21 protein-coding genes and 1 riboswitch are annotated in these 23,183 nt (G+C 55.1%); of the genes, 5 read left to right on the top strand and 16 right to left on the bottom strand.

Annotated elements, in window-relative coordinates; translation table 11 throughout:
* Positions 1 to 71: 71 nt before the first annotated feature.
* The 3 genes from pepN to EK16_RS07730 form a co-directional block, all read right to left on the bottom strand.
* Complete coding sequence (gene pepN, locus EK16_RS07740) at positions 72 to 2,753, bottom strand: aminopeptidase N (RefSeq protein ID WP_038035707.1); 2,682 nt, start codon at positions 2,751 to 2,753, stop codon at positions 72 to 74.
* A 191-nt stretch (positions 2,754 to 2,944) separates the two neighbouring features.
* A complete protein-coding gene (locus tag EK16_RS07735) occupies positions 2,945 to 3,787 on the bottom strand; it encodes a universal stress protein (protein ID WP_038035705.1) in 843 nt (280 codons plus the stop codon).
* Positions 3,788 to 4,207: 420 nt separating this feature from the next.
* A complete protein-coding gene (locus tag EK16_RS07730; RefSeq protein ID WP_051929076.1) occupies positions 4,208 to 4,963 on the bottom strand; it encodes a Crp/Fnr family transcriptional regulator in 756 nt (251 codons plus the stop codon).
* Between the two features lie 762 nt (positions 4,964 to 5,725).
* On the opposite strand from EK16_RS07730, the gene EK16_RS07725 reads away from it, so the two are divergent.
* Positions 5,726 to 7,288, top strand: a complete 1,563-nt coding sequence (locus tag EK16_RS07725) for a bifunctional aminoglycoside phosphotransferase/ATP-binding protein (RefSeq protein WP_038035703.1) — start codon at positions 5,726 to 5,728, stop codon at positions 7,286 to 7,288.
* A 169-nt stretch (positions 7,289 to 7,457) separates the two neighbouring features.
* Here the strand turns inward: EK16_RS07725 and EK16_RS11955 are convergent, their stop codons facing one another.
* The 11 genes from EK16_RS11955 to EK16_RS07690 all read right to left on the bottom strand — a co-directional run bounded on the left by EK16_RS11955 (position 7,458) and on the right by EK16_RS07690 (position 18,404).
* Positions 7,458 to 8,183, bottom strand: coding sequence for an acylneuraminate cytidylyltransferase family protein (locus tag EK16_RS11955; protein WP_081910365.1), 726 nt, complete (start codon positions 8,181 to 8,183; stop codon positions 7,458 to 7,460).
* Positions 8,176 to 9,234: a pseudaminic acid synthase gene (gene pseI / locus EK16_RS07715; RefSeq protein WP_051929075.1), complete on the bottom strand. Its 1,059-nt coding sequence runs from the start codon at positions 9,232 to 9,234 to the stop codon at positions 8,176 to 8,178. Before pseI ends, EK16_RS11955 begins: the two co-directional genes overlap by 8 nt.
* Positions 9,231 to 9,899 carry a PIG-L deacetylase family protein gene (locus tag EK16_RS11950; protein ID WP_081910364.1) on the bottom strand — a complete coding sequence of 223 codons (669 nt, stop codon included), beginning with the start codon at positions 9,897 to 9,899 and terminating at the stop codon, positions 9,231 to 9,233. Before EK16_RS11950 ends, pseI begins: the two co-directional genes overlap by 4 nt.
* Positions 9,896 to 10,618, bottom strand: coding sequence for a formyl transferase (locus EK16_RS11945; RefSeq protein WP_081910363.1), 723 nt, complete (start codon positions 10,616 to 10,618; stop codon positions 9,896 to 9,898). Before EK16_RS11945 ends, EK16_RS11950 begins: the two co-directional genes overlap by 4 nt.
* A gap of 11 nt (positions 10,619 to 10,629) precedes the next feature.
* On the bottom strand, positions 10,630 to 11,301 hold the full coding sequence (locus EK16_RS11940; protein WP_081910362.1) for a formyltransferase family protein: 672 nt from the start codon (positions 11,299 to 11,301) through the stop codon (positions 10,630 to 10,632).
* Complete coding sequence (gene pseG / locus EK16_RS11935) at positions 11,285 to 12,397, bottom strand: UDP-2,4-diacetamido-2,4,6-trideoxy-beta-L-altropyranose hydrolase (protein ID WP_081910361.1); 1,113 nt, start codon at positions 12,395 to 12,397, stop codon at positions 11,285 to 11,287. Before pseG ends, EK16_RS11940 begins: the two co-directional genes overlap by 17 nt.
* Entirely contained in the window at positions 12,394 to 13,551 is a 1,158-nt protein-coding gene (gene pseC, locus EK16_RS07710; protein ID WP_038035697.1) for a UDP-4-amino-4,6-dideoxy-N-acetyl-beta-L-altrosamine transaminase, read from the bottom strand. The genes pseG and pseC overlap by 4 nt, the downstream gene beginning before the upstream one ends.
* A 4-nt stretch (positions 13,552 to 13,555) precedes the next feature.
* Positions 13,556 to 14,566, bottom strand: coding sequence for a UDP-N-acetylglucosamine 4,6-dehydratase (inverting) (pseB, locus tag EK16_RS07705; RefSeq protein ID WP_038035695.1), 1,011 nt, complete (start codon positions 14,564 to 14,566; stop codon positions 13,556 to 13,558).
* Between the two features lie 4 nt (positions 14,567 to 14,570).
* The gene (locus EK16_RS07700; protein ID WP_038035688.1) at positions 14,571 to 15,965 is read right to left on the bottom strand and encodes a capsular polysaccharide export protein, LipB/KpsS family; all 1,395 of its coding nucleotides are present in this window, start codon (positions 15,963 to 15,965) and stop codon (positions 14,571 to 14,573) included.
* A 92-nt stretch (positions 15,966 to 16,057) separates the two neighbouring features.
* Positions 16,058 to 16,789, bottom strand: coding sequence for a thiamine ABC transporter ATP-binding protein (locus EK16_RS07695; RefSeq protein WP_051929074.1), 732 nt, complete (start codon positions 16,787 to 16,789; stop codon positions 16,058 to 16,060).
* A gap of 34 nt (positions 16,790 to 16,823) precedes the next feature.
* Entirely contained in the window at positions 16,824 to 18,404 is a 1,581-nt protein-coding gene (locus tag EK16_RS07690) for an ABC transporter permease family protein (protein ID WP_231573637.1), read from the bottom strand.
* On the opposite strand from EK16_RS07690, the gene EK16_RS12535 reads away from it, so the two are divergent.
* Positions 18,403 to 18,546, top strand: a complete 144-nt coding sequence (locus EK16_RS12535) for a hypothetical protein (protein ID WP_231573636.1) — start codon at positions 18,403 to 18,405, stop codon at positions 18,544 to 18,546. The two genes, EK16_RS07690 and EK16_RS12535, sit on opposite strands and share 2 nt — an antisense overlap.
* Here EK16_RS12535 and thiB read toward each other — a convergent pair.
* Positions 18,543 to 19,568: a thiamine ABC transporter substrate binding subunit gene (gene thiB / locus EK16_RS07685; RefSeq protein ID WP_197059660.1), complete on the bottom strand. Its 1,026-nt coding sequence runs from the start codon at positions 19,566 to 19,568 to the stop codon at positions 18,543 to 18,545. The genes EK16_RS12535 and thiB overlap by 4 nt on opposite strands.
* 140 nt (positions 19,569 to 19,708) lie before the next feature.
* Positions 19,709 to 19,833, bottom strand: a riboswitch (TPP riboswitch).
* Between the two features lie 188 nt (positions 19,834 to 20,021).
* On the opposite strand from thiB, the gene rpmF reads away from it, so the two are divergent.
* Positions 20,022 to 20,207, top strand: a complete 186-nt coding sequence (gene rpmF / locus EK16_RS07680) for a 50S ribosomal protein L32 (protein WP_038035682.1) — start codon at positions 20,022 to 20,024, stop codon at positions 20,205 to 20,207.
* Between the two features lie 81 nt (positions 20,208 to 20,288).
* On the opposite strand, the gene EK16_RS07675 is transcribed toward rpmF, so the two are convergent.
* On the bottom strand, positions 20,289 to 20,981 hold the full coding sequence (locus tag EK16_RS07675) for an ABC transporter ATP-binding protein (RefSeq protein ID WP_038035680.1): 693 nt from the start codon (positions 20,979 to 20,981) through the stop codon (positions 20,289 to 20,291).
* Between the two features lie 134 nt (positions 20,982 to 21,115).
* On the opposite strand from EK16_RS07675, the gene EK16_RS07670 reads away from it, so the two are divergent.
* Positions 21,116 to 22,348, top strand: a complete 1,233-nt coding sequence (locus tag EK16_RS07670) for a KpsE/RkpR family capsule polysaccharide export protein (RefSeq protein ID WP_156098522.1) — start codon at positions 21,116 to 21,118, stop codon at positions 22,346 to 22,348.
* Between the two features lie 3 nt (positions 22,349 to 22,351).
* Entirely contained in the window at positions 22,352 to 23,158 is an 807-nt protein-coding gene (locus EK16_RS07665) for an ABC transporter permease (RefSeq protein ID WP_038035674.1), read from the top strand.
* The last annotated feature ends 25 nt before the right edge of the window (positions 23,159 to 23,183 follow it).

Here is a 23,183-nt window from a genome sequence, read left to right as displayed (position 1 = left end):
TATGGGCTTTTTCCAAATGAGCCAGTTTCAGTCAGCTCATGGATCCTGAAAACAACCAAAACGCATGTCTTTCACCCGCTCAAAGCGCGTTCGACAATGTCGCGCACATCTGCGGACAAGGCATCGTCTTCGGCCAGGCCCTTCAAAGTTTCTTCGGCTTTCTTTCTTCGCTGTGGCTCCATTACCCGCCAGTTGCCGAAGGCCTGAGCCAGTCGCGCCGCCGTCTGCGGATTGAGCGCATCCACCTTGCGCACCGCCCTGGCCAGAAGCGCATAGCCCGAGCCGTCTGCGGCATGAAAGCGTACGGGATTGGCCATGCCAAAAACCCCGAAGAGAGAGCGCACGCGGTTGGGGTTGCGCCAGGTAAAGGCCTCATCCTCCGTCAGCGCCCACAGGCGCGCTGCACACCCCTCTCCCGTCCAGCGCGCATGCCAGGCAAGCCACTTGTCCAGCAAAAGCGGCTCATGCCCGAAGCGCTCGCGGAATTCCGCCAGCGCCTCATCCCGCTGCGGTGTTTGCGTGAGATTGAGCGCATCCAGTGCCAGCGCCGTCTCCGTCATGTTGCGGGCGGTCCTGAATACCTCCATGGCCAGCGCCGCCCCCCGCGCCGCATCTGCCTGTACAAACAGGGCGAGCATCACCGCCTGTGCCGCACGCCGGCCACACTGTTCCGGCGTCGGCGCATACGGTTCCGTTACGGCAAGTTGCGAAAAGAGCTCAGGTAAACTCTCTCCCAGCCGCCGGGCAAAATGCGCCATGACCGCCTCCCGTGACAGATGCAGGGCCTCCGGATCGACATCGCGCCCCACATGCACGGCTAAATCCTGCACGCCGGGAAACTTCATGATCTCGGCCAGAAACGCCGGATCCGCATTGGCCAGCCGCGGCAAGTCCGGCAGCAGGGCCTCGGCCATGGCGTCAATCAGGGAAAGGGCATCATCGGTCTTTCCCCGCAGATGATCGAGAATGGCCGAAACCGCAAGTGTCTGTCCTGCCTCCCAGCGATTGAAGGCGTCATCGTCATGCTTCAGCAGAAACAGAAGCGTGTCCCGGTCAAGATCGCTCTCAAGCCGGATGGGCGCGGAAAAGCCGCGGTTGAGCGACACCACCGCATCCCGGGGCACATCATCGAAGGTGATCTCCAGCGCCGTTGAATCAAGCAGCAGAATATCGCCCGCCGCCCCGGTTACATGGCGCGCCCCCTCGCCCACAGGCCGCAGCGGCAGCCGCTTTCCCTCCTTGTCAAACAGGGCAAGGCGAAGCGGTATCGGCTGCGGCAGCGCCTTCTCGGGCTTTGCCTCCTGCGCTTTCGGATTGTTCTGCACAAGATGCAGCGTAAGCCGCCCCTCATCGTCATGGCTACGGCGCATGGTGACATGCGGCGTTCCCGCCTGTTCATACCAGCGCATGAAAGCGGAAAGATCGCGCCCGCCGCCTTCTGATAGCGCGGCGATGAAATCCTCCACTGTCACCGCCTGCCCGTCAAACCGTTCGAAATAGACGTCCATGCCCTTGCGAAAGGCGGCCTCGCCCAGCAGCGTGTGCATCATGCGCACGATTTCCGCACCTTTCTCATAGACGGTGACCGTATAGAGGTTGTCGATGGCCCCGAAGGAGGACGGGCGCACCGGATGCGCAAGCGGCCCGGCATCCTCCGGAAATTGCAGGCTGCGCAACAGGCGCACATCCTCAATGCGTTTCACCGCCCGCGAACGCACATCGGAGGTGAACTCCTGATCGCGGAAGACCGTCAGCCCCTCCTTCAGGCACAGCTGAAACCAGTCGCGACAGGTGATGCGATTGCCGGTCCAGTTGTGAAAATATTCGTGCGCAATGATGGCCTCGATATTCTCATAATCCCGGTCCGTGGCCGTGTTCTCATCGGCCAGAATGTAGCGATCATTAAAAATGTTGAGGCCCTTGTTCTCCATCGCCCCCATGTTGAAGTCGGGCACGGCCACGATGTTGAACACATCAAGATCGTAAACGCGGCCGAAGCGCTCTTCATCCCAGCGCATGGCCTTCTTCAGGCTTTCCAAGGCGAAACGCGCCCGCGCCGCCTTGCCCGGCTCCACCCAGATGGCAAGATCCACCGTCCGCCCGTCCGCTGTCGTGAACGTATCCTTCAGCGCTTCCAGCCGCCCCGCCACCAGCGCAAAAAGATAGGAGGGCTTGGGGTACGGATCCTGCCAGACGGCATAGTGCCGGCCATCGTCCATCCGGCCGCTTTCCACCGGATTGCCATTGGAAAGAAGAACAGGCACTTCTTTCTCATCGGCCTGAATGCGCACGGTGAAGCGGGAGAGCACATCCGGCCGGTCCGGCCAGTAGGTGATGCGGCGAAAGCCTTCCGCCTCGCACTGGGTGCAATAGATGCCGTTGCTCATGTAAAGGCCGCTCAGCTGCGTATTGGCGGCGGGATTGATGCGCACGCGCGTGTGCAGCGTAAAGCGTTCCGCAGGCGGCCGTGTAATGATCAGGGCATCATCGCGCACCACATGCGCGCGTGCATCGAGAGGCCTTTCCTCCTCGCCGATTCGCACATCGACAAGCTCCAGCGCCTCGCCATCAAGACGCAGCGGCGGCAGGGCGTTCCCGCCCTCTTTCATGCAGGCGGGATTGCGCCGCACCTGCAGCCGTGCTGAGACCTCCGTATGCTGCGGATGCAAATCGAAGGTCAGCGCCACATTGTCGATCAGCCACTCAGGCGGCGCATAATCGGAAAGATGAATGCGTTTCGGCGCTGCGCTCATGAACGCGTCACTCCTGCTTTAAGCGAGACACTTTTAGGGGCGATGTCATCAGACGGGTGAATTTTGCGAATCAACAACGATACCCGGCAGGATGGCACGAAGGTGAAGACATGAAAAAGGCGCCATTCCGCATCCGGAATGACGCCATGAGGATACATGCCTGAATCGGCTTGTGAGGGCGCCTTTACGTCTCAGTGCGAGAAGAGGACCGGCACGGTCATGTGTTCCATGACGTGCTGCGTGGCGCCGCCAAAGACATATTCGCGCAGGCGTGAATGCCCCCATGCGCCCATGACCAGCAAATCCGCACCGGTATCGGCCACGTGATTGAGCAGCACTTCCCCGGCATCCAGCCCGCCGGAGACCAGCGCATCCACCGCCACCGGCGCACCATGACGGGCAAGCGCATCAGCCAGCTCCGCACCCGGCAGATCGCCCGCTTCTTGCGGATTTTTCTGCGGATCGATCCAGGCAATGCGCACATCCTTGGCGCGGGTAAGGAACGGCAAGGCGTCATGCACCGCCCGCGCGGCCTCGCGCGAACCATTCCAGCCAGCAACAATGATCTCGCCCACCGTCTCGAAAGTGCCTTCTCGCGGCACGAACAGAACCGGCCGGCCGCTTTCCATCACCAGCCGCTCGGCAAAATCCGCTTCCATGGCCGCCGTTTCCTCCTCCGGCGGCTGAGAGGCAATGACAAGATCGCAACGACGGGCAGCATCGATGACCACATCGGCAATGATTGGCGCCGGCGATTCAATCAGCCGCCATTCTCCGTTCAGCCCCTCTCTTTCAAGAAAGTCGCGGAACTGGCCATGAACGTTTTCCGCCATCTCCTCGAACGCCTCGCGATGCTTTTCAAACACCTCCGGCGGCATGGCCATGGTCGCCACCGGATAGATCCGCGGCGCCGGAATGACGAACAGGCCTTCCACATGTGCTTCAAAGGCCTTCGCCACCTTTGCCGCGACATTGAGCACTTCGGAGACGCGATCCACATCATTGAGCGAAACGAGAATGGTGCGATAGGACATGGGCCCCTCCTTGCCGATCCTGCTTTCTGCCCCCTGCCCGGCCTCGCCTGCGCGAACCCCGGCATGACCTGAAATCTTTCACGCACTTCAACAGTTGCGTGATCATTCACTTCCGATATGGGCATCATGCCAGCCTTTTGAAAGAGGCGCATGCCCTAGCCCTTCACATACGCCACCCATGGCGGGACCTGTGAATGAAGGAGCGAGCCTTAAAAAAACACCTGCCTGCAAACCGGAAACCCGCCCTCATGACACGCTGCAATTGCAGGCCACTTTCCGCGAAAGCATGAAGGGCCGGGCGTCCACACATACGACCGCACTTTGAAATGCGGCTGATCATGGCTCATGGCGATGCAATGCGCATTTCGCGCAAGACAAACGGAAATCTGTCGCATCGCTCATGGTCGCGCCACATGAAGCTCAGGCGCCTTCCGTCTGCCCCGCCGCTGCTTGCAGCGCCGCAATGTCCGGCACGAACACCTCGCCGGCCGCACCGGTCTCGATGATTCCCTCATGCCGCAAGTGCGTGATCTGACGCGAGACGGTCTCGATAGTCAGGCCCAGATAATCGGCAATATCCGCACGTTTCAAAGGGATGGTGAATGTAATCGAAGATTCCTCCGCGCAGGCGGGACAGGCTGCCTTGTTGGTGCGGCGGGCCAGCAGCATCAGAAAGCTCGCCACCTTTTCCCGCGCCGTCTTGCGCCCCAAAAGCACCATCCACTCCCGCGCCGCGTCCAGCTCGTCCAGCGTTTTTTCCAGGAGCCGGTGCTCCAGATCCGGATATTTCTGCAAGAGCGCCTGAAAGGCATCGGCCGGATAGCAGCACAGCTCCACCCGCGTTGCCGCCTCGGCAAAACAGGCGTGAGACTGCCCGAAGGCCCGGCCGAGAAAATCCGGCGGAAACTGCAGGCCAACGATCTGCTGGCGGCCATCAGCCAGGGATTTTGTCAGCTTCACCGCGCCGGAAAGGATGTTGGCGAAGAAATCGGGCTGTTCACTTTCGGAGAAAATGACCTGACCCGCCTCATAAGTGCGATGATGGGCCAGCCGGTTGAGCGCGGCAAGCGCATCCAGGTCAATATTGTCGCAGACGCCACCGAACCGGGCCGGACAGCGCTCGCAGGATTTCAGGAAATCCGGCAGGATCACCCTGCCGGTATCGTGCACGTTCATCCCGTTCCCCTCCCGTCCGGCCTGGCTTCACCGGCATGACCGTCCGCCCGCGGCACAACGACGGCCCGAAAGCCCTCCTGTCTTGCGTGCATGGTTTCACGCCAATGTGAAGCACAAGCGCCCAATGCCGTCAACGGCACGCCACCCCTGACATTCGACCTTCAGGAAAAAGCCACAAGCAGCCGCTGCGCACCAACCCCATCCTTTGGCAAAAACGAGGCCATGGTTAAAAAAACAGAAGGACCGTGCACCCCCTTGCGGGATGCACGGCCCAGTTCGGCACGGATGCCGTTCGGCCGAAGAGGAAACAGGAGCGGTGGACTCTCACGGAAAGTGGGGGGAACGAAGCGACAGCTGGCTTTCTCGACAGACCCCACCGCTCCTGAATCACGCGCTTGCCGACTTTCGCCGGATGATTCGAACAGGTGGTCAACTTTCCTGTCCGATACTGCGTTTTCTTTAAACGGCGCCTGCCCAAACCGCATTGATATCGATCAAAGGGAGCGCATTTCTCGCAGCTTCCGCTTGCATGACTTTCGTCTAATAAAGCGCTCCCCAGCCCCGGTGCGCCGGCATTGCAGCGCAAGAGCTGACAAACGCAAGCGCCGATCAGATAGCCGTTGCTCGGAACACCTGTTCTTGTCCTTCCGTATCCCTTTGTCTGCACCGCTGAACGTGCAACAATACGCAAGGCATCCACAAGGGGCATCGCAAGGGGCATACGGCTTGAAAAGCCCCCGGTTTCTGGCGATGCGAACGGCCATGCAGACAGAGGATCAATCCGCCCAGATCGCCTTCATGCTCAACCCGGCCCACTGGCCGGACGGCACCACCCAAGTCGAACATGTGGAGACACACATCTCCCATGTCTTTCTGGGGCGCCGTCTTGCCTACAAGATGAAGAAGGCGGTGCGTCTGCCCTATCTTGATTTCTCCACCCTGGAGCGACGCCGGCGTTTCTGCCGCCGGGAGCTGGAGATCAACGCCCGCTTCTCTCCTCGGCTCTATCTGGGCCTGGATGCCATCACCCGCGAAAGCGACGGCACGCTCGCCCTTTCCGGTCAGGGCGAGCCCGTCGAATGGCTGGTGCGCATGCGCCGCTTCGATACGGCGGACATTCTTGCCAACCATGTGCGCGCGCATGGCATGGACGATGCGCTCATTCGCGCGCTTGCCCGCACCGTCGTGGAAAGCCATCGCATCGCCCAGCCGCGCCTGGTGCCTTCCGGCGCTGCCATTCTCGCCACCACCATTGATGATCAGCTCAATCCCTCCTTCAGCGCGCACACGGATGTGCTCACAGATAAAGGGGAAACACTCCTTGCCCGCCTCAACGATCTGCTGAAACGCCATGCCGCGCGCCTGAATGCCCGCGCCCGCTCAGGCTGGGTGCGCCGCTGTCATGGCGATCTTCATCTTGGCAACATCGTCCTTATTGACGGCCGGCCTCAACTCTTCGATGCCATCGAGTTCGATGAGGCTTTGGCCACCGTGGACGTTCTGCACGATCTTGCCTTCCTGCTCATGGATCTTGTGCACGGATCAGAGCGGGATGCGGCCAATCGGCTGATGAATACCTGGCTTGCCCTCATGGATGACCCTGCCCATCACGAGGCCATGGGCGCCATCGGGCTGATGTGCGCCATCAGGGCCGCCATCCGCTGCATGGTACAGCTGGATCTTGCCGATCAGAAACAGGGCGCTGACCGCGAGAAGGCCATTGACACGGCCCTTGCCTATCTGAAGACCGCTCAGGATGCCTCCCGGGAGAGCGCGCCCCGGCTCATCGCCGTCGCCGGCCTCTCCGGCACGGGAAAAACCACCCTTGCCCGCCAGTTGGCGCCGCGGCTGGCGCCGGGGCCGGGGGCGGTGCATCTGCGTTCTGATGTGGAGCGCAAGATCATGTGCGGCCATGACGAATTGCAGCGCCTGCCCGAATCCTGTTACCGGTCCGAGGTCTCGCGCCGCGTTTACGCCCGTCTGCTTGACCGCGCCCGCCGCGTGCTCGCATCCGGCTGGCCGGTCATCGTCGATGCCGTGTTTCTCAAGGAAGAAGAACGAAAGGCCTTCGAGACCGCTGCCGATGAGGCCGGCGTGCCGTTCATCGGTCTGTGGTTGACGGCCAGGCCCGAAATCCTCTATCAGCGGGTGGAGAACCGGAAGCACGATGCCTCCGACGCCACAGCCGCCATCGTCGCCCGCCAGCTCGCCTGGCTAAAGGAAACCCCCGGCCCCCGCTGGCATCCCATCGACGCATCCGGTTCTGTGAAAGAAACGCTTGACCGGGCGGAGAAAGCTCTTTCTTCCGATCATGCGGGGCAATGACACCTCGCGAGGGGTACATATCCTGCTGCTCGGCACGGAATTCGCCCTGCCAAGGCCCAACCGGAGCGGCAGACCACGAATTTAATGCAGAGTGCCAGAATTCATGAGCAGTTCTGCGTTATAGGACTCGCGCACGGAAAAAGTGAGACACCTTCCGCTCCCGACAGGCTCAGTAAGGGATCAGCCCTTTTTTCTTCAATCCCTCATAGAGCACACTGGCAAATTCATAGTCTTCAGGCGTATCGATATCCACCGACCGCAGCGCCGGAATCTCGAAAAAGGCATATTCCCCGCCATGCAAAGAGCGGTTCGTTCTCAGAAAATCGGCATCGACAATGGTAACCGCCCCATTGGGATAATAAGCCCGCGGAAAGGATTGGGTTGACCGATCCATGGCCTCGTGGTTCAAAGGCGTGAGATGAACTCCATCTTCACTGACGAGTGCCCTTTGTGGCGGATGCGGATAGGCACTGACGGAAATGAGAACGCTCGATTTACTTTCCAGATAGCGCTGCCAGGAAAGCTTCATGTCTTGCGAAACAAGAAAAGGGAATGTTGGCAAGAGAAGAGTTATGGCGCCAATTTTTTCTCCCTCATCTTCCAAGGTTTCAAGAGCGTGAAGGGCCACATCTGAGATTTGATATGGATCATGTGCCAATTTTTCAGGCCTGAGAAACGGAACGTCCAGCCCCCACCTTTCAGCTACTTCAGCGATTTCAGTATCTTCCGTGGAAACGATAACACGATCGAAAATTTCCGCCTCTTGTGCCGCCCTGCCCACACGACAAAAAAGCGGAATACCCCCGATTGGCAGGAGGTTCTTGCGTGGTAATCGGGTTGATGCCCCCTTTGCCGGGATCAATGCGACATGAATTCCTGCAGCATTATCATTCATCGCTTATCAGATCCCAGCCAAGCGGTGTTCCTCTTCTGATATCACACGCTGCCTTCCGCCCAATAATCTCATCATAATACTTCGGCGGCAGTCCATGGCCGGGACGAATGGAACGCACATTCTCCGGTGTGAATTCTTCGCCCGCCGACATGTCTTTTACTACATAAAGGCTCCGCCGGAACACCACATTATTTTTCTCGCTCTCCTTGCGTTCGTAATCGACCTTTCCCAGGGCCTTCCAGGCTATTTCCGTATCCCGCTTCAATTGCGCAAGCTCGAGTGGTTCGATGGAAAAGGCCGAATCCACGCCACCGTCCGCACGTGAAAGTGTGAAGTGCTTCTCAATGGCCACGGCCCCAAGCGCCACCGCCGCGACTGCCACGGCCGTCCCCAGCGTATGATCGGACAGCCCCACGGGAACACCAAAACGTTCAGCCATATCGGGAATGGTTCGCAGGTTCGCATCCTCCGGCGGGGTCGGATAGCCGCTCACGCAATGCATGAGCATCACGTCCTTGCAGCCGCCCTTGTCTGCCGCCTCCAGCGCCTCGGCGATTTCCCGCTCGTTCGCCATGCCTGTGGAAATGATCATGGGCTTGCCCGTCGAGGCCACGTAACGAATGAGCGGAAGATCGACAATTTCGAACGATGCGATCTTGTAGGCTGGAGCATCGAGCTTTTCCAGAAAATCCACGGCCGAGAAATCAAAGGGGGTGGAAAACACGGCAATGCCCAGCTCTCGCCCTTTTTCGAACAGGGCCTGATGCCATTCCCATGGCGTATGCGCTTCCTGATAAAGTTCATAGAGGCGTTGCCCATTCCAAAGTCCACCCTCAACAACAAAACCGGGTCCATCATGATCGATGGTCATGGTGTCCGCAGTGTAAGTCTGCAATTTGATGGCATCAGCTCCCGCTTTTGCCGCAGCATCAACAATATCCAAAGCCCGTTCCAGAGATTTATTATGATTTCCCGACATCTCGGCTATCATGAATGGAGTAGTGGTCGTGCTGATGATCCGATCTGCAATTTTCAGAGGAGTTCCAGTCATTTGACAATTTCCCTGATAACCATGAAGGCTTCAGCCGCTTCTAATCCTACGCAGGCGCCACGCACCTTAGCAAGCGCCTCTACCGCTTCAAATGAGCGGGCATGCGGCCAAGAACGTATTTCCTTAGAATAACATTCTAACGCTTCCCGTTTTTGTTTCATATTTTCGGATATGTCAATGAAGCGGGTTGGATTAAATGCCGGTAAAGTTCCGACTGGTGCCCATTCTGTACTAGAGGGCACTTCAAATGCATATATTGCCTGCACAGTGCTCCCCGGTTGTGGGCGGCAGGCAGTCATTACTGCTTGATGGGCAATACGGTGATCCACATTTAAATCCCCCCCATGATGTGTATAAATAATTTCCGGCTCCACATTTTTAATAATTTTTTCTAGTGATTGCACAACATCCAATAAAGGGACACTATCCAATTTATTGTCGGTATAATTTAAAAATATTGTATTTTTTATACCTATAACTTTAGAAGAACACCTTGCCTGGCGTTTACGTTCTATAATTTCTTTATTTTTTCCACGCGATGTGATGCCATCAGCTAGAAATACACATGTTACGGCATCGCCAGCTTCTGCATGCTTAACGAGCGTCCCACCGCAACCCAGAACTTCATCATCTGGATGCGCCGCAACAACAAGAACAGAAGTCATGAGTCTCCCCCCAAACTGTTTTTTTTCTTTCTAATAATAGCTTTAGCTATAATTTCATTATCAGATATTTCTGCATCAGTGAACTCAAACTGAAATTCACCATATTCTAAAAAGGCATGTGGATAACCTGGTGCGTCTAGCATTCTTATATAATCATACATATTTTCCAACTCCCCCATTTTTGGCAATATGCTTTGTTCAGGCTTTCGTCGCTTGAAAAAAGTTGGAGTTCCTTTTTGGGGAATGGGATCAGGTTCTTTAGATATGATATATTTCATCATGTCGATTGATATACTCGTTGCCCTCTTATATATCTCAAATGCACTACCTGAAAGATCAAGTTCTTTTTTAAGATATATTGGCCCTGCATCAAGTTCTTTCACCATCCTTAAAGCTGAGATCTTAGTCTTTTTATGTCCACGCAATATCAAATTTTGTAAAGGAGAGCCTCCACGCCCAAAAGGCAAGTCTGTCATATGAAAGCAAACACATTCAATTTTATTTATTATATGATCAGGCACAATATATGACCAATGAGGAAAAAAGGCAAAACGAATATCGTAATTAAGAGCCGCACAAACGTCTTCTAGATCCTGCTTGCTGCACACAACATACCATGATCCTGGAAGACTCTTTCTATGATGCATAAACACTTCTATTCCCCACGGAACAGAAGATGCATATATATAGTTATCAGAATTATGTGATTTTATTGACATAACTTCCTCCGTTAAATTTCCTCTTTATAAATTTTTAATATATATTTTTTCCCATTCATAAAAAAGAAGGCCGGATACCTTTCATTATCAACAACTCTAAAAAGATTAAATTGTTCTTTTATACTCTTATTTATATCTATTTCGCTATCTTTTGGTCTTCTTTTAGGATAAAAGCTTTCTTGGCCTGCTTGAGGGACTCCTTTAGGGGGCAAATCAGCTTGAAGAAAACGCATGCACAGTTCAATTGTTTTCTGCCCTTGAATATGCCTTATTTCATTTATTAACTCATGCCCCTCAAAATGCATAACATCACGGTATATTATATCTCCAGAATCAACTTTATCGACTGCCTCAATTAAACATATAGGTATATTGTTTTTTCCTTCTAATATTTGCCATGTCAAAGGGGAAAACCCCTTACCGGAAGGCAAGTCACTTTCATGTACTACTAAATTACGCTTATTTCGCTGCAACACCTCTTTTGGTGTAATTTTCAAACATCCGATATAGAATGCTATGTCTCCCCTTGGCACATGTTCATAAGCCTGAACCAAAGAGGCATTATCTCCTCCTTCACATGCCAGCCTTACAAGTTCCTTTGCATATGGTAGAATCCAACTAGGATTATCCACTATAATTGTAACCTTACGTGGCTTCTTCCACCAGTTAGGTGCCTTTAGCATGACAACACGTCCCTCCTATGAGCAATTTTGCTACGCGTATCGCCCCCTTCCCATCACAAATAGCAGCACTATTTTTTACCATTTTCAAATACTTTATTTTATTATTGCGTAAATACCATATATATTTTACAAGCTTTTGACTGAAATCTCCATCAAACAAACTTATTTGAAAAGCAGCCTCTTGTAATATCAAAGAATTAACAATTTGTTTTTGATTTTTTGCTAACGTCACAATAATAGATGGCAATCCCAATGCACACCTCTCCCAAGACGTAACTCCACCAGCACCAACAGCTAAATCAACTTTAGCCATTAACGAAGCCATGTTTACATTAAAGTCATATAGGTGAACCCTTTTATTAGAAAAAAACTCTTCAACATTTAATCTTCTTTCAGACTGGCACCCCTTAACCACATACAATTCTACATCATTAAATTCATTAATGAGCAATTTTGTTACTTTCTTTACTAGAAAAAACTTATCAAAGCTTCCAAAATTTATTAAAATTTTATATATCCCATTCCTAGACTGGCGTTCTTTAAGAATCTTTTTCCTCCATTGAGCAAATTCCGGTCTTAGTAACGCATATTTAGACCCTAATAAGAGATTACAATTTAATGGAACTAATTTTATATAATCTTTTTTTTGGCGATTGAAAGTTTGATCAAGCAAAACATCACATTCATGACAACGGTCGGCCATATCATCGATGACCATAAGGCGTTCTACATTTTCTTTTATAATCCGCTCCCACCGGGCATCAATTCCATAATGATCAACAACTAGCCAGTTAACATCCCCCAATTCGCGAATGACGCCCAATGTTTGCCGGGCATCAATTTCTGTTTCCTCTGAAAGCCAATGAGCGTAAGTAAAGCCTTTATTTCTCCCAGGCTGGCTCGGGGGAGGCAATAAACGTAACATATGTCCACTTTGAATAATCTTTTCTTTTAATACAGGCAAAATTTCTCTGGATATGAAAATAACCTTGGCTCCTCTCATCTTCAATTCATCAGCCAAAGCCAGACAACGCATTATATGCCCAGAACCGATCTGGGAAGAGGCGTCTGCGCGGATGACCACGGTTTTGCTCATCCCAGTATCCCCCTCAGGGCATCAATGACCTGGTCCTGATCGGCATCCGTCATGGTGGGAAAAAGCGGCAGGCTCATGGCCCTTTCATAATAGCTTTCCGCCGCAGGGAAAAGCCCGGGGCCAAATCCCAGACGCCGATAATGCGGCTGAAGATGCACAGGGATGTAATGCACCTGAACCCCGATACCACTTGCCCGCATTTTTTCGAATACGGAACGACGGGAAGGCGCGCCCTGCGCGTCATCAAGCTCCACCACATAGAGATGCCAGGCCGATCGATGCGTTGCATCGTCCTTCAGCGGCAGGCGCAGGGGCAGATCGGCAAGCGCCTGGTCATAGCGCGCCGCCAGCCTGGCACGGGCATCCACGTAGCGAGTCAGACGCCCAAGCTGGCTGCGCCCCAGGGCGGCCAGCACGTCCGGCATGCGATAGTTCATGCCCAGCGCCTGCTGCTCATAATACCACGGCGCATCGTCATGCATGAGTTTAGCCGCATCCCGCGTGATGCCATGCGTGCGATAAAGGCGCATGCGCTCGGCCAGTTCCGCATCATTGGTCAGGGCCATTCCCCCTTCCGCGGAGGTGATGATCTTGACCGGATGAAAGGAGAAGGTCGTGATGTCCGACCAGGCACAACAGCCAATCGGCCGTCCTTCATATGCGCCTCCCAGGGCATGGGCCGCATCCTCGATGATGCGGATGCCATGCGCCTTCGCCAGCGCCGCGATCTCCCGCATTTCCGCGCTGCGGCCCGCGAAGTGCACAACCACCAGAACCTTCGGCAAACGCCCCGCCTTCTCGGCTGTCTGCAGCTTTTCCGCAAAGGCGTCGGGAGAAATGTTGCGCGTGACCGGATCAATGTCGACGAAATCCACCTCCGCGCCGCAATAGAGCCCGCAATTGGCGGAAGCGACAAACGTGATCGGCGTCGTCCACAGGATATCACCCGGCCCCAGCCCCAGCGCCAGACAGGCCACATGCAGCGCAGCCGTGCCGGAATTCGTCGCCACGGCATGCCGCGCCCCGCACCGTTCCGCCACTGCTTTCTCAAAGTGGGGAACTTCCGGCCCCTGTGTAAGAAAATCCGATTTCAGGACCCGCACAACGGCCGCGATGTCCTCCTCGGTCACCTCCTGTCGGCCGTAGGGCAGCATCGTCTCAGGCCTCCTCCATCTCCACCGTCTCGTTGAAGGCCCGGATTTCTTCGATGGTCAGGAAATGCGGATTGATCCGCGAATTGTATTCAAAGCCGATCTCCACAGGCGAACCGGTCTCTCCAAGCGGGTTTTTTCCGTAGTCGATTTCCTTGTCATAAAAGCGAATGGACGGCGTGATCACGAAGTGATCGGCAAATTCCAGCGTAAGATGCGAGTCATCGGCCGGACACATGACTTCATGAAGTTTCTCCCCTGGCCGGATGCCAATGATCTCGATCTCCTTGTCCGGCGCCATCGCCTTGGCCAGATCGACGATCCGCACCGAAGGAATCTTGGGCACGAAAATCTCGCCGCCCTGCATGCGATGAAAGGCCTTGACCACAAATTCCACACCTTGCCGCAGGCTGATCCAGAAGCGGGTCATGTCCGGATGCGTCACCGGCAACTTTTCCACCCCTTGCGCAATCAGCTTCTTGAACAGCGGCACCACCGACCCCCTGGAGCCCACGACATTGCCATAGCGCACAACGGAAAAGCGCGTCGGTCTGTTGCCTGTCATGTTGTTGGCAGCGATGAAAAGCTTGTCGGACGCCAGTTTTGTCGCCCCGTAGAGATTGATGGGATTGGCCGCCTTGTCCGTGGACAGGGCCACCACCTTCTCCACCCCTTCCTCCAGGGCAGCGCGAATGACATTCTCCGCGCCCATCACGTTGGTGTGGATGCATTCGATCGGATTGTATTCTGCTGCCGGAACGTGTTTCAAAGCCGCGGCGTGCACAACCATGTCCACCCCGGACATGGCCATTTTCAGACGGCTGAGATCCCTGACATCGCCAATGAAAAACCTGAATTCCGGCCGCTTAAATTTCTGCGCCATAATATATTGCTTGTATTCATCTCGCGAAAAAATGATGATCTTGTTAGGTTTGTAATTTTCAATAAGATATTTGCAAAAGGCATTCCCAAAAGAACCGGTTCCTCCGGTAATGAGAATGTTCTTTCCATTGAACATGGACTTACCTCCGCTGAGAAAGAGAATTCTTGATCACCGCGGCGACCTGCCTGGCATTTGCGCGAGGATCGAATTCGTCTAGGTAGAGAGTGTATGCTTCCGTGTCAACGGGAAGCCCCCGCGTGTAAAACCCGGCGATCCTTTGCGCGTCCCTTTCGAAAGCCTCCCGGGAAAATGTATAATTCTCAATATCTTTATATGTCACATCATCCGCACTGAATACCCCAGTCACCCCCCGGTACCAAGCATAGCCGCCACAGATCACCGGCTTTCCCAGCTTGAGCGCCTCCCATCCGGCCGTGCCGAGCACGGCGGCCACGGCCAGTGCGTTTTCCATGAGCAAAAAAGTATCGACATCATCCTTGATGTAATGGACGTTCCTTAGCGCCCTGAGGCGTTCATAGAAGGGCCTTTCCCTGCCGAAAAAGCTCTGCGCCGGGTTTTCCTTGACAATCAGGGCGACGTTATCCGGAAAAATCTCCCTCAATCTTTCAACGAAACGCATCTGCGGACAATATTTCCCCCCAAGCACGTCAATGACCATCTCCGGCTCCATGTGCAGGGGAACATAGACGTATTTCTTTTTGACGAGATCATCGATCCGCGCCTTCTCACCAACATTTGGCGCATGATGGATGAACGCCAGCCGACTGAGCCATCTGCAGACTTCCGAAAATCTCTTGGAGGTCTTTCGCCTTTTCCTCACATCCTTGACCAGGGAAACGAGCAGGCTTCCCGTGGCCTTGAGCAGATTTTTGGCCGCATCATGAGTTTTTCTGCGCAATCTATTCATATAGACAGGCCGCACGCGCACTGGCTCCAGGTCGGGCTTCAGATCCCCTCTCGTAACGGCAGTCTCATACAATCCGATATCATCAATGCGTTCGACGATTGTGAAGGTGTCCAGCGGTAGAAAAGTCGGCCCGGAAAAGGTTATATATGTTCTTACCCCCAGCTCTCTGGCAAGAAAATAGAGGGCCATATCCGCCCCCTTGTGCGGCACATCTCCAAAGAGGACAAATTCTATTTTATACTTAGAAAGCAATTTATGATAATAATTTACGTATCTGTCAAAAACATCCTCATAATATTTTATATTTCTTCTTTGAGAAATGCATCTATTCCTCCTGTAGGTATTCCTCAAAAACAAATGGAATGCATCTCTCTTGACCTTTTCCAACATCTCCACAGGGATGGGCTGCCAGGCATTTTCCGCAAGCTCGAACCGGTTGAGACGCGCCTGTTCAATCAGGAGAGTATCATGCAGGTTTCCATCATAGCGCCCACCCCCCAGGCGCACCCATAAACGGGGCCGGAAACCCTCTGCCTTCAAGGCATCGAAAATGGTGTCCTGAAATCCATACAACAGAAAAGGAACGGCCCTGGCATCGTCAGGCATGATGGATCCTACGGGAAGAGAAGGTGTTGGCGGGCGGCTTACTGCATAAATCTGCAACAACCACCAAAGTCAGGGAAAGTCAACCGCTCCCTTCACATCGTCATGCCACTCAACGCGAGCGACTGCATATGGGCAATCATCAGGATGGTCGGAAAGTCTTTCTGCCACATGTCCTGGATGCATTTTTCCAGATCTTTGCGCAACTGATCATCCAGCCCGGTATAAGGCTCATCGAGCAGGATGACGGGACTGTCGCGCAAGAGGATGCGGGCCAGCGCCACGCGCTGGCGCTGCCCGCCCGAGAGCTGTGCCGGCAGGCGCTTTTCAAGCCCCGAAAGGCCAAGCTGCTTGAAGACCTGATAAATTTTCTCCCGCTCTTCGGCGGAAAAGCGCCCGGTGGGATTGAGCCCCAGGCCGGCGTTGGTGAACGCATCGAGATGCGCAAAAAGGTTGTTGTCCTGAAACAGCATGCTCACCGGCCGCTCTCCCGGCGGCAGGCAGGTGACATCCTCTTCGCCGATAAATACCCGTCCGCATTCCGGTGTGATAAACCCGGCGATGAGCTCTAGCAGCGTGCTCTTTCCCGCACCGGAGGGCCCCGTGATGGTCACGAAGCTCCCCGCCGGAATATCAAGATCATAGCACAGGCGCACATCCCCGCTCCAGTGCACGCACGTCTGCGCAAGACGGATGGACAACCCTTTCACAGCCCGCCTTTCGCCCTCATCACCGTGCATGATCGGCGGCTCGATCCGCAGGGTGATGACATGCCCCTCCCCCAGCTTGAGTGACTTGACCTGCCCGTTCTCTTGCGTTTCCGCCATGAATGGCATCCTGTTCATGAGATTGCCGCGCGCATCAGCGCTTCACCGCCGGCACAGTCCCTTTCCTGCCTTCCGCTGATGTTTCGAACAGCCCGGCCACGCTCAGGAAACCTCCCACCATAATCAACAGTAAAAGCGACAAACTCGCCGCCTCATCAGAGCGATAACTGCCAAGCGCCCGATAGATCAGCCACGGCAGCGTGTGAAATGATTCCGAACCGAACAGGGCGATGCTGCCGAGATCGCCCACCGACATGGCCATGGCCAGAGCAATGGCCAGCCCCACCGCCTTTTTCAGGAGCGGCCAGTCCACAAGGCGCACCCGCGCCCGCCAGCCCATGGCGAGTTGCACGGTCAGACGCCCGTTTCTGTCCTGCACCATCCGCGCTGCCGGATTGAGCACACGCCAGACGAAAGGCAGCACCATAATGGCATTGAGCACGATGACCACCACAGGCGCCATCAGCTCCACCGCATCGAAAACCAGCAGCAGCAAAAACCAGCCCGCCGCCAATGTCACCACCGGCACCACAAGAACGAGACTGGCGATCGCATCGGAAAATCGCGTCCAGCCGTCATCCGGCAGGATCCCTCTGGGATGATGGAGATAGGCCAGCATGAGAAAAACAACGAAAAGAGCAAAATGCGCCGCCGCCACGGAAACGCTCAGGGATGTCAGCACCGCATCCATGACCTCCTCCCGGAGAAGCACCGTTGTGGAGAATGCGGCAACACCATCGATGATCACCGCCGCCAAAGGCAGGATGAGATAGAGCGCCGCCATCGTGATGACCGCCACATCCCAAACCCGCGCGCCAGCCCTGTATGCAAAGGGATGCCGCACATCCCGGCGAAAGCTGCCCGCTTCGCCCTGCTCCGGCGCCCCGAAATATCGCAGAATGATATGAACGGCCGCCATCAGCATGAGCTGCAACAAAGAGAGCACCATGGCCCGCTCTGGCATGAAATCGAACCGCAGCGCCTGATAGATTGCCACTTCTAGGGTTGTGGCCGCCGGCCCGCCTCCGAGGATGAGAACCACGGTGAAACTCGTTGCGCACAGCATGAAGATCAGCACGCCCACTCCAGGCAGCACCGTTCGCATCGCCGGCCACTCCACCAGCGTGAAAACCCGCAGCGGCGGCATGCCCAGTTGCGCTGCCAGCCGCCAGTATTCTCCCGGCACACCTTCCAGCCGGGCCAGCAAGAGCCGCGCCGCCAGCGGCACATTATAGAAGGCATGCGCCATGAGAATGCCGGTCAGGCCATAGATGGACACATCCGTATCGACACCGGCCAGGTAAATCAGGTGGCGAATCCAGCCCTGCCGCCCCCACACCGCGAGAAACCCGAGAACCACCACGATCTGCGGCAGCACCATGGGCAACAGCATGAGCCTTTCAAGCCACACCCGCCCGGCAAACGCACCACGGCGGAACAGGCTGCGCGCCAGCAGCAGGCCGCCCATCAGAGACAGCAGCGTGGACAATAGCGCCTGCAGAAAGGTGAACCCCACCACATGCCAGACATAGGCATCACGCAACGTTTCCATGAAATCCCGCACACCCGGCGGTGCGAAAACGGCCAGCCCGGCAAGAGCCAGAATCACGGGCATGAGCAAAAGCGCCAGCCCGAGAAACGTCAGCCCCTTGCGGGTACTGCGCCAAAAAGGCACCTTCCGGCATACCGGCTCAGTCACCGGCACATCACCGCTTCCTGCTGCGAAAAGCCTGCGCGACATCACCAATCCGGCCTAATCGCTCATCGCCCGCAGCCATTCCGCGATCCAGGCCTTGCGGTTGGCAGCCACCTCTTCAGGCGAGAGCAGCAGCGTACGCTCCGGCTTCACCAGCTTTCGGAAGGCCTCTGGCAGCGGTTTCGATATCGGCGCCGCGGGAAACATCCAGTTCCGGGTGGGAATGTGATCCTGAAAGGCCGGCGTGAGCATGAAAGCCAGAAAACGCCGCGCCAGCGCCTCGTTCCTGCCTTTGACCGCCGCCGCCAGCTCGATCTGCAAATAATGCCCCTCGGCGAATTTTGCTGCCCGATAGCGGTCTGTTTTCTCCTCGATCATGTGATAGGCGGGCGAGGTGACATAGGACAGGACCAAGGGCGCCTCGCCCTTCAGAAACAGACCATAGGCCTCCGACCAGCCCGGCGTGACCGTCAGCACCCGCCGTTTCAGACGGCGCCAGGCCTCAGGCGCCCTATCCCCGTAAACCGCCTTCATCCACAGCAGAAAACCAAGCCCCGGTGTAGAAGTGCGCGGATCCTCGAGAATGATCTTCTCGCTTTCCGGTCCTTCCACCAGCGCCTTCAGGCTCTGTGGCGGATTCTTGATCTTTTCGCTGTCGTAAATGACGGCGAAATGCGCCCAGTCATAGGGAACGAACACGTCATCGGTCCAGGCCACGGGCAATTTGAGAGCGGAAAGGTCCGTCCCGTGCGGTGCCAGCAATCCCGTGGCCTTCGCCTCCACCATGATGTTCGTATCCACGCCCAGGATCACATCAGCCTTGGTGCGCTTGCCTTCCATGCGCAGGCGGTTGAGAATGGCCACCCCATCACCCAGCGCCACGAAATGCACCGCGCAGTCACAAACCTGCTCGAAGGCCTTCTTGATTGCCGCGCCCGGCCCCCAGGACTGCACGAAGCTGTCATAGGTATAGATCGTCAGGCGGGGCCGCTCCTTGGCCTGTGCCTTTGAAAGCCAGGCACCGGGCACAACGCCCGAGAGCATGAAGACCACGAGCACAAGAGCAATTCCGACAAGCCGCATTCCGCGCATGTGACAATCTCCTTGATTTATGCGGCTTCGGGAGAAGCGGGAGAAGACACACCCGGCCCGGAGTGCTTGGCCAGTGCGCAACGCGCCCCAAAGGTGGTGGGAACAAATGGGGCGCTTTGCTGATCAGAAGGACGCTCCATACGCTCCACTCCCTCCGCCGGCATGACCCGGATCAGGTTCCACGGGTTGGCATCCCTTGCATGACATGCACACGGATGCCTCTCAGCCTCTCAAGGAGGCACCCCGGAGAGCTTGGTTCAAGGGTAGGCATGCCACGATTGCGGCGCAAGAGGCGCCATGAGGGGCGTACAAATATTTTTTTCTGGAAACGCCTGCGGGAATGCCCTATAAGGCACGCCTGAACCGCACCTGCGCGCTCCCGGCAAAGGGGCGCGCGGTCTTGCGTTTTATCCGAGGGTTCGGCGACTTTCTGGAGACGAAACGATGGCAGTTCCGAAGAAAAAGGTCACCCGCTCCAAGATCGGCAAGCGCCGCGGCGGCCATCGCAAGGAAATCATCACCTATGTCGAGGACAAGCAGACGGGCGAGCTGCGCCGTCCGCACCACATCGACCTCAAGACGGGGATGTATCGCGGCCGCCAGATTCTGGAACCGAAGGAAGAATTTTAAGGTCTGCACCTCCTCCTGATCGGTTTCACAGTCTTTCACAGGGAGCGCATCATTCCGACGGATGATGCGCTCTTTTCATTATCAGGCAGGCGTGCTTTGCGACTTGATATAGGCGTTGTATTCCTTGATGGCCTCCTTGATATCCTTGAAATAAATGAGCCGGCCGTTCAGCAGGATTGCGGCGGAATCGCAATACCGTTCAAGGATGCTTGCCGAGTGTGCCACCATGATGATATCGGCATTTTTCAATTTGCTCGAGAAAACATCCTGGCATTTTTTTCTGAACACCGCATCACCCACGGAGAGGATTTCGTCCACCAGATAACAGTCGAAATCGATGGCCATGGACAGGCCGAAGGCCAGACGCGCCCGCATGCCCGATGAATAGGTTTTCACCGGCATGTTGTAATGCTCACCGATTTCGGCAAAGTCCCTGACGAATTCCTCCACCTCCTGCACGTCCTGCCCATAGATCCGCGCCACGAAGCGGGCGTTCTCCTTTCCCGTCATGCTGCCGGCCAGACCACCCGAAAATCCCAGCGGCCAGGAGAGACGCACATATCGGGTAATCGTGCCGGCTGTGGGCTCTTCAGCGCCTGCCATGAGGCGGATCAGCGTGGATTTGCCGGCTCCATTCAGCCCGAGAATGGCAATGCTGCGCCCCTTTGGAAAATCGAAGGTGATGTCATCAAGGACGATCTTCTCCCCGTTTCTCAATTTGTATTTTTTCGTCACACCTTCGAGGCGGACGTTGAGGAGCTTTTCTTGCAGCATGAGACAAAACACCGAAAAGCACGCAAGGCGAGCGCTTGCACTGGTTGAGCCCCGTCCCTTTTGTAGAGTGTTCTCATGTGTTAGTCTAGTTCCGGTCGCGACGAAGCATGGCACAACCAAACGGGACCGGGGGCATGTCCAACGAAAAAAGAAAGGTGATTCCGGCGCCATTCGCCAAGAAACCCCAGGAACTTCTTATGGAGGCGGCCAAGGCAGCCCCCGACAGATCCGCAAAGCGATCCGGCCGGAAGAAGACCTATGTCGCGTGGTCGTATTTTCTGTTCGTGATCCTGCCCACCACACTTGTAGCCCTTTATTACGCTTTCATTGCGGCGGACCAATACATGGTGGAAACCCGCTTCGCCGTAAGGGACATGAACGTTTCCCTGGGAAACAGCCTGCTTTCTAATCTCGGCCTTGGCGGCGGCGGCATCGCAACAAGCGATACATACATCATTAGGGAATATATTCACAGCAGGGAAATACTGACAAATATTGAAAAAAAATATCACATAAAAGAAAGATACATGAAGCCAAAAAATGACTTATGGGCAGCACTACCCAAAGACTCAACCTTTGAAGAATTCTTGAGATACTGGAAATATATGACACAAGTAGACCTTGATCGAATTTCTCACATAATAACCATAAAAGTTTTTGCCTTTTCTGCGCGCGACGCCTACGAAATTTCAAAGGCTATACTTGAAGAAAGTGAAAGAATGATCAACGAACTCAGCGAGCGTGCCAGACAGGATGCGGTTGCTTACGCAGAGAAGGAAGTGGCCAAGGCAGAAGAACGCATCAGGGAAATCCGACAGAAGATGCTGAAGTTCAGAAGCACCACCCAGCAGGTGGACCCGGCCAAACAGGCTGAAGTGCAAGTTGCTCTCATCGGCAAGCTTGAGGAGCAGCTTGCCCATCTCAAGGCCAAGCTTGCTGAGACGAGAAACTATCTTTCCAGAAACGCGCCCACGGTGATTTTCTTGCGCAACCGGATCAAGGCAGTCATGAAACAGATCGAGGATGAAAAAAAGAAGCTGGGGAACGCCCTGAAAAACAAGGATTCAAAAGCCAAGAGCCCTGGCATGAACACCCCCCTCAGTGAGACCCTTTCCGAATATGAGGAACTTCTTGTGGACAAGGAGTTCGCCGAAAAACTTTATCTCTCGGCACTTTCGGGCCTGGAACAGGCACGCCTGATCGCCAATAAGCAACAGCGATACCTGGCCACATTCGTGCGCCCCTATGTTCCAGACGAGGCCCGCTTTCCCAAGCGTCTGAGAAACACGTTCTTTGTCTTTTTGGCTCTCACATTGCTTTGGGCCCTGAGCGTCGTGATGTTCCAGTCGATCCTGGACAGGATCTGAGCCATGCCGGTATCGCTCCTGCCACGCAAAACGATCTGGCAGTCCTTCGTCGAACAGGCCCGCGTCATAACTGCCCTGCTTCTGCGCGAGGCCTCGCTCAGGCTCGGACCGTTCCGTTTTGGACACTTCCTCATCATCATGGAGGTGCTTTGGGGAACGACGTTTCTCGGATTCATCTGGCTATATCTTGGCAGGCCCGCCCCCTACGGTGACAGTGTCATCTTCTACATGTTCACCGGCATGTTTCCCTTCACGCTCTACAGAACACTCCACACACGCGTCTCCGCGGCTCTGGATGCGAACAAGGCCCTGCTCAGTTATCCCGTCGTCCGCCCTGTCGATACTCTCATCGCTCGCGCCATTCTGGAGAGCATGTTCCAGCTTGCGGCTCTCATCATTTTCTATCCGACGTTCATCTGGATGGGCGCGGCCAATTTTCCAGCCCATCCGGTCGAAATGTTTGCAGCCCTGGGCGCGACTTTTCTTCTCGGTTTTGGCCTCGGGGCGACAGGCATGATCCTGCGCAGTATGTTCAAGAGTTGGGCGATTATAGATGGCATGATTGCAAGAACGCTGTTTTTCATATCGGGGATTTTCTTTCCCATAGAGTACCTTCCACAGGAAATTCGAGATGTTCTTTACTGGAATCCTCTAGTGCATGCAATAGAATGGTTCAGATATTCTATTTATTATGGCTATGATACGCAGACCTTAAACAAGACTTATCTTCTGGCATTTGCTCTCATTTGTACAATCTTTGGCCTTGTCATGGAAAGAATACGGCGCCCCTTGTTGCTGCAAATCAATTGACGAAACGAAGGGTGGTTATGTCTTC

The sequence above is a fragment of the Thermopetrobacter sp. TC1 genome (assembly GCF_000746275.1).
In the GTDB taxonomy this organism is placed as follows: Bacteria; Pseudomonadota; Alphaproteobacteria; order Rhizobiales; family Aestuariivirgaceae; genus Thermopetrobacter.
This window is presented reverse-complemented; position numbering and strand designations above follow the sequence as displayed.

Bases quoted from the DNA above. Each gene is read 5' to 3' on its own strand.
- pepN (WP_038035707.1), bottom strand. From the start codon at position 2,753: ATGAGCGCAGCGCCGAAACGCATTCATCTTTCCGATTATGCGCCGCCT.
- EK16_RS07735 (WP_038035705.1), bottom strand. From the start codon at position 3,787: ATGTCCTATCGCACCATTCTCGTTTCGCTCAATGATGTGGATCGCGTC.
- EK16_RS07730 (WP_051929076.1), bottom strand. From the start codon at position 4,963: ATGAACGTGCACGATACCGGCAGGGTGATCCTGCCGGATTTCCTGAAA.
- EK16_RS07725 (WP_038035703.1), top strand. From the start codon at position 5,726: ATGCAGACAGAGGATCAATCCGCCCAGATCGCCTTCATGCTCAACCCG.
- EK16_RS11955 (WP_081910365.1), bottom strand. From the start codon at position 8,183: ATGAATGATAATGCTGCAGGAATTCATGTCGCATTGATCCCGGCAAAG.
- pseI (WP_051929075.1), bottom strand. From the start codon at position 9,234: ATGACTGGAACTCCTCTGAAAATTGCAGATCGGATCATCAGCACGACC.
- EK16_RS11950 (WP_081910364.1), bottom strand. From the start codon at position 9,899: ATGACTTCTGTTCTTGTTGTTGCGGCGCATCCAGATGATGAAGTTCTG.
- EK16_RS11945 (WP_081910363.1), bottom strand. From the start codon at position 10,618: ATGTCAATAAAATCACATAATTCTGATAACTATATATATGCATCTTCT.
- EK16_RS11940 (WP_081910362.1), bottom strand. From the start codon at position 11,301: ATGCTAAAGGCACCTAACTGGTGGAAGAAGCCACGTAAGGTTACAATT.
- pseG (WP_081910361.1), bottom strand. From the start codon at position 12,397: ATGAGCAAAACCGTGGTCATCCGCGCAGACGCCTCTTCCCAGATCGGT.
- pseC (WP_038035697.1), bottom strand. From the start codon at position 13,551: ATGCTGCCCTACGGCCGACAGGAGGTGACCGAGGAGGACATCGCGGCC.
- pseB (WP_038035695.1), bottom strand. From the start codon at position 14,566: ATGTTCAATGGAAAGAACATTCTCATTACCGGAGGAACCGGTTCTTTT.
- EK16_RS07700 (WP_038035688.1), bottom strand. From the start codon at position 15,965: ATGCCTGACGATGCCAGGGCCGTTCCTTTTCTGTTGTATGGATTTCAG.
- EK16_RS07695 (WP_051929074.1), bottom strand. From the start codon at position 16,789: ATGGCGGAAACGCAAGAGAACGGGCAGGTCAAGTCACTCAAGCTGGGG.
- EK16_RS12535 (WP_231573636.1), top strand. From the start codon at position 18,403: ATGAGCAAAAGCGCCAGCCCGAGAAACGTCAGCCCCTTGCGGGTACTG.
- EK16_RS07690 (WP_231573637.1), bottom strand. From the start codon at position 18,404: ATGCCCGTGATTCTGGCTCTTGCCGGGCTGGCCGTTTTCGCACCGCCG.
- thiB (WP_197059660.1), bottom strand. From the start codon at position 19,568: ATGCGGCTTGTCGGAATTGCTCTTGTGCTCGTGGTCTTCATGCTCTCG.
- rpmF (WP_038035682.1), top strand. From the start codon at position 20,022: ATGGCAGTTCCGAAGAAAAAGGTCACCCGCTCCAAGATCGGCAAGCGC.
- EK16_RS07675 (WP_038035680.1), bottom strand. From the start codon at position 20,981: ATGCTGCAAGAAAAGCTCCTCAACGTCCGCCTCGAAGGTGTGACGAAA.
- EK16_RS07670 (WP_156098522.1), top strand. From the start codon at position 21,116: ATGTCCAACGAAAAAAGAAAGGTGATTCCGGCGCCATTCGCCAAGAAA.
- EK16_RS07665 (WP_038035674.1), top strand. From the start codon at position 22,352: ATGCCGGTATCGCTCCTGCCACGCAAAACGATCTGGCAGTCCTTCGTC.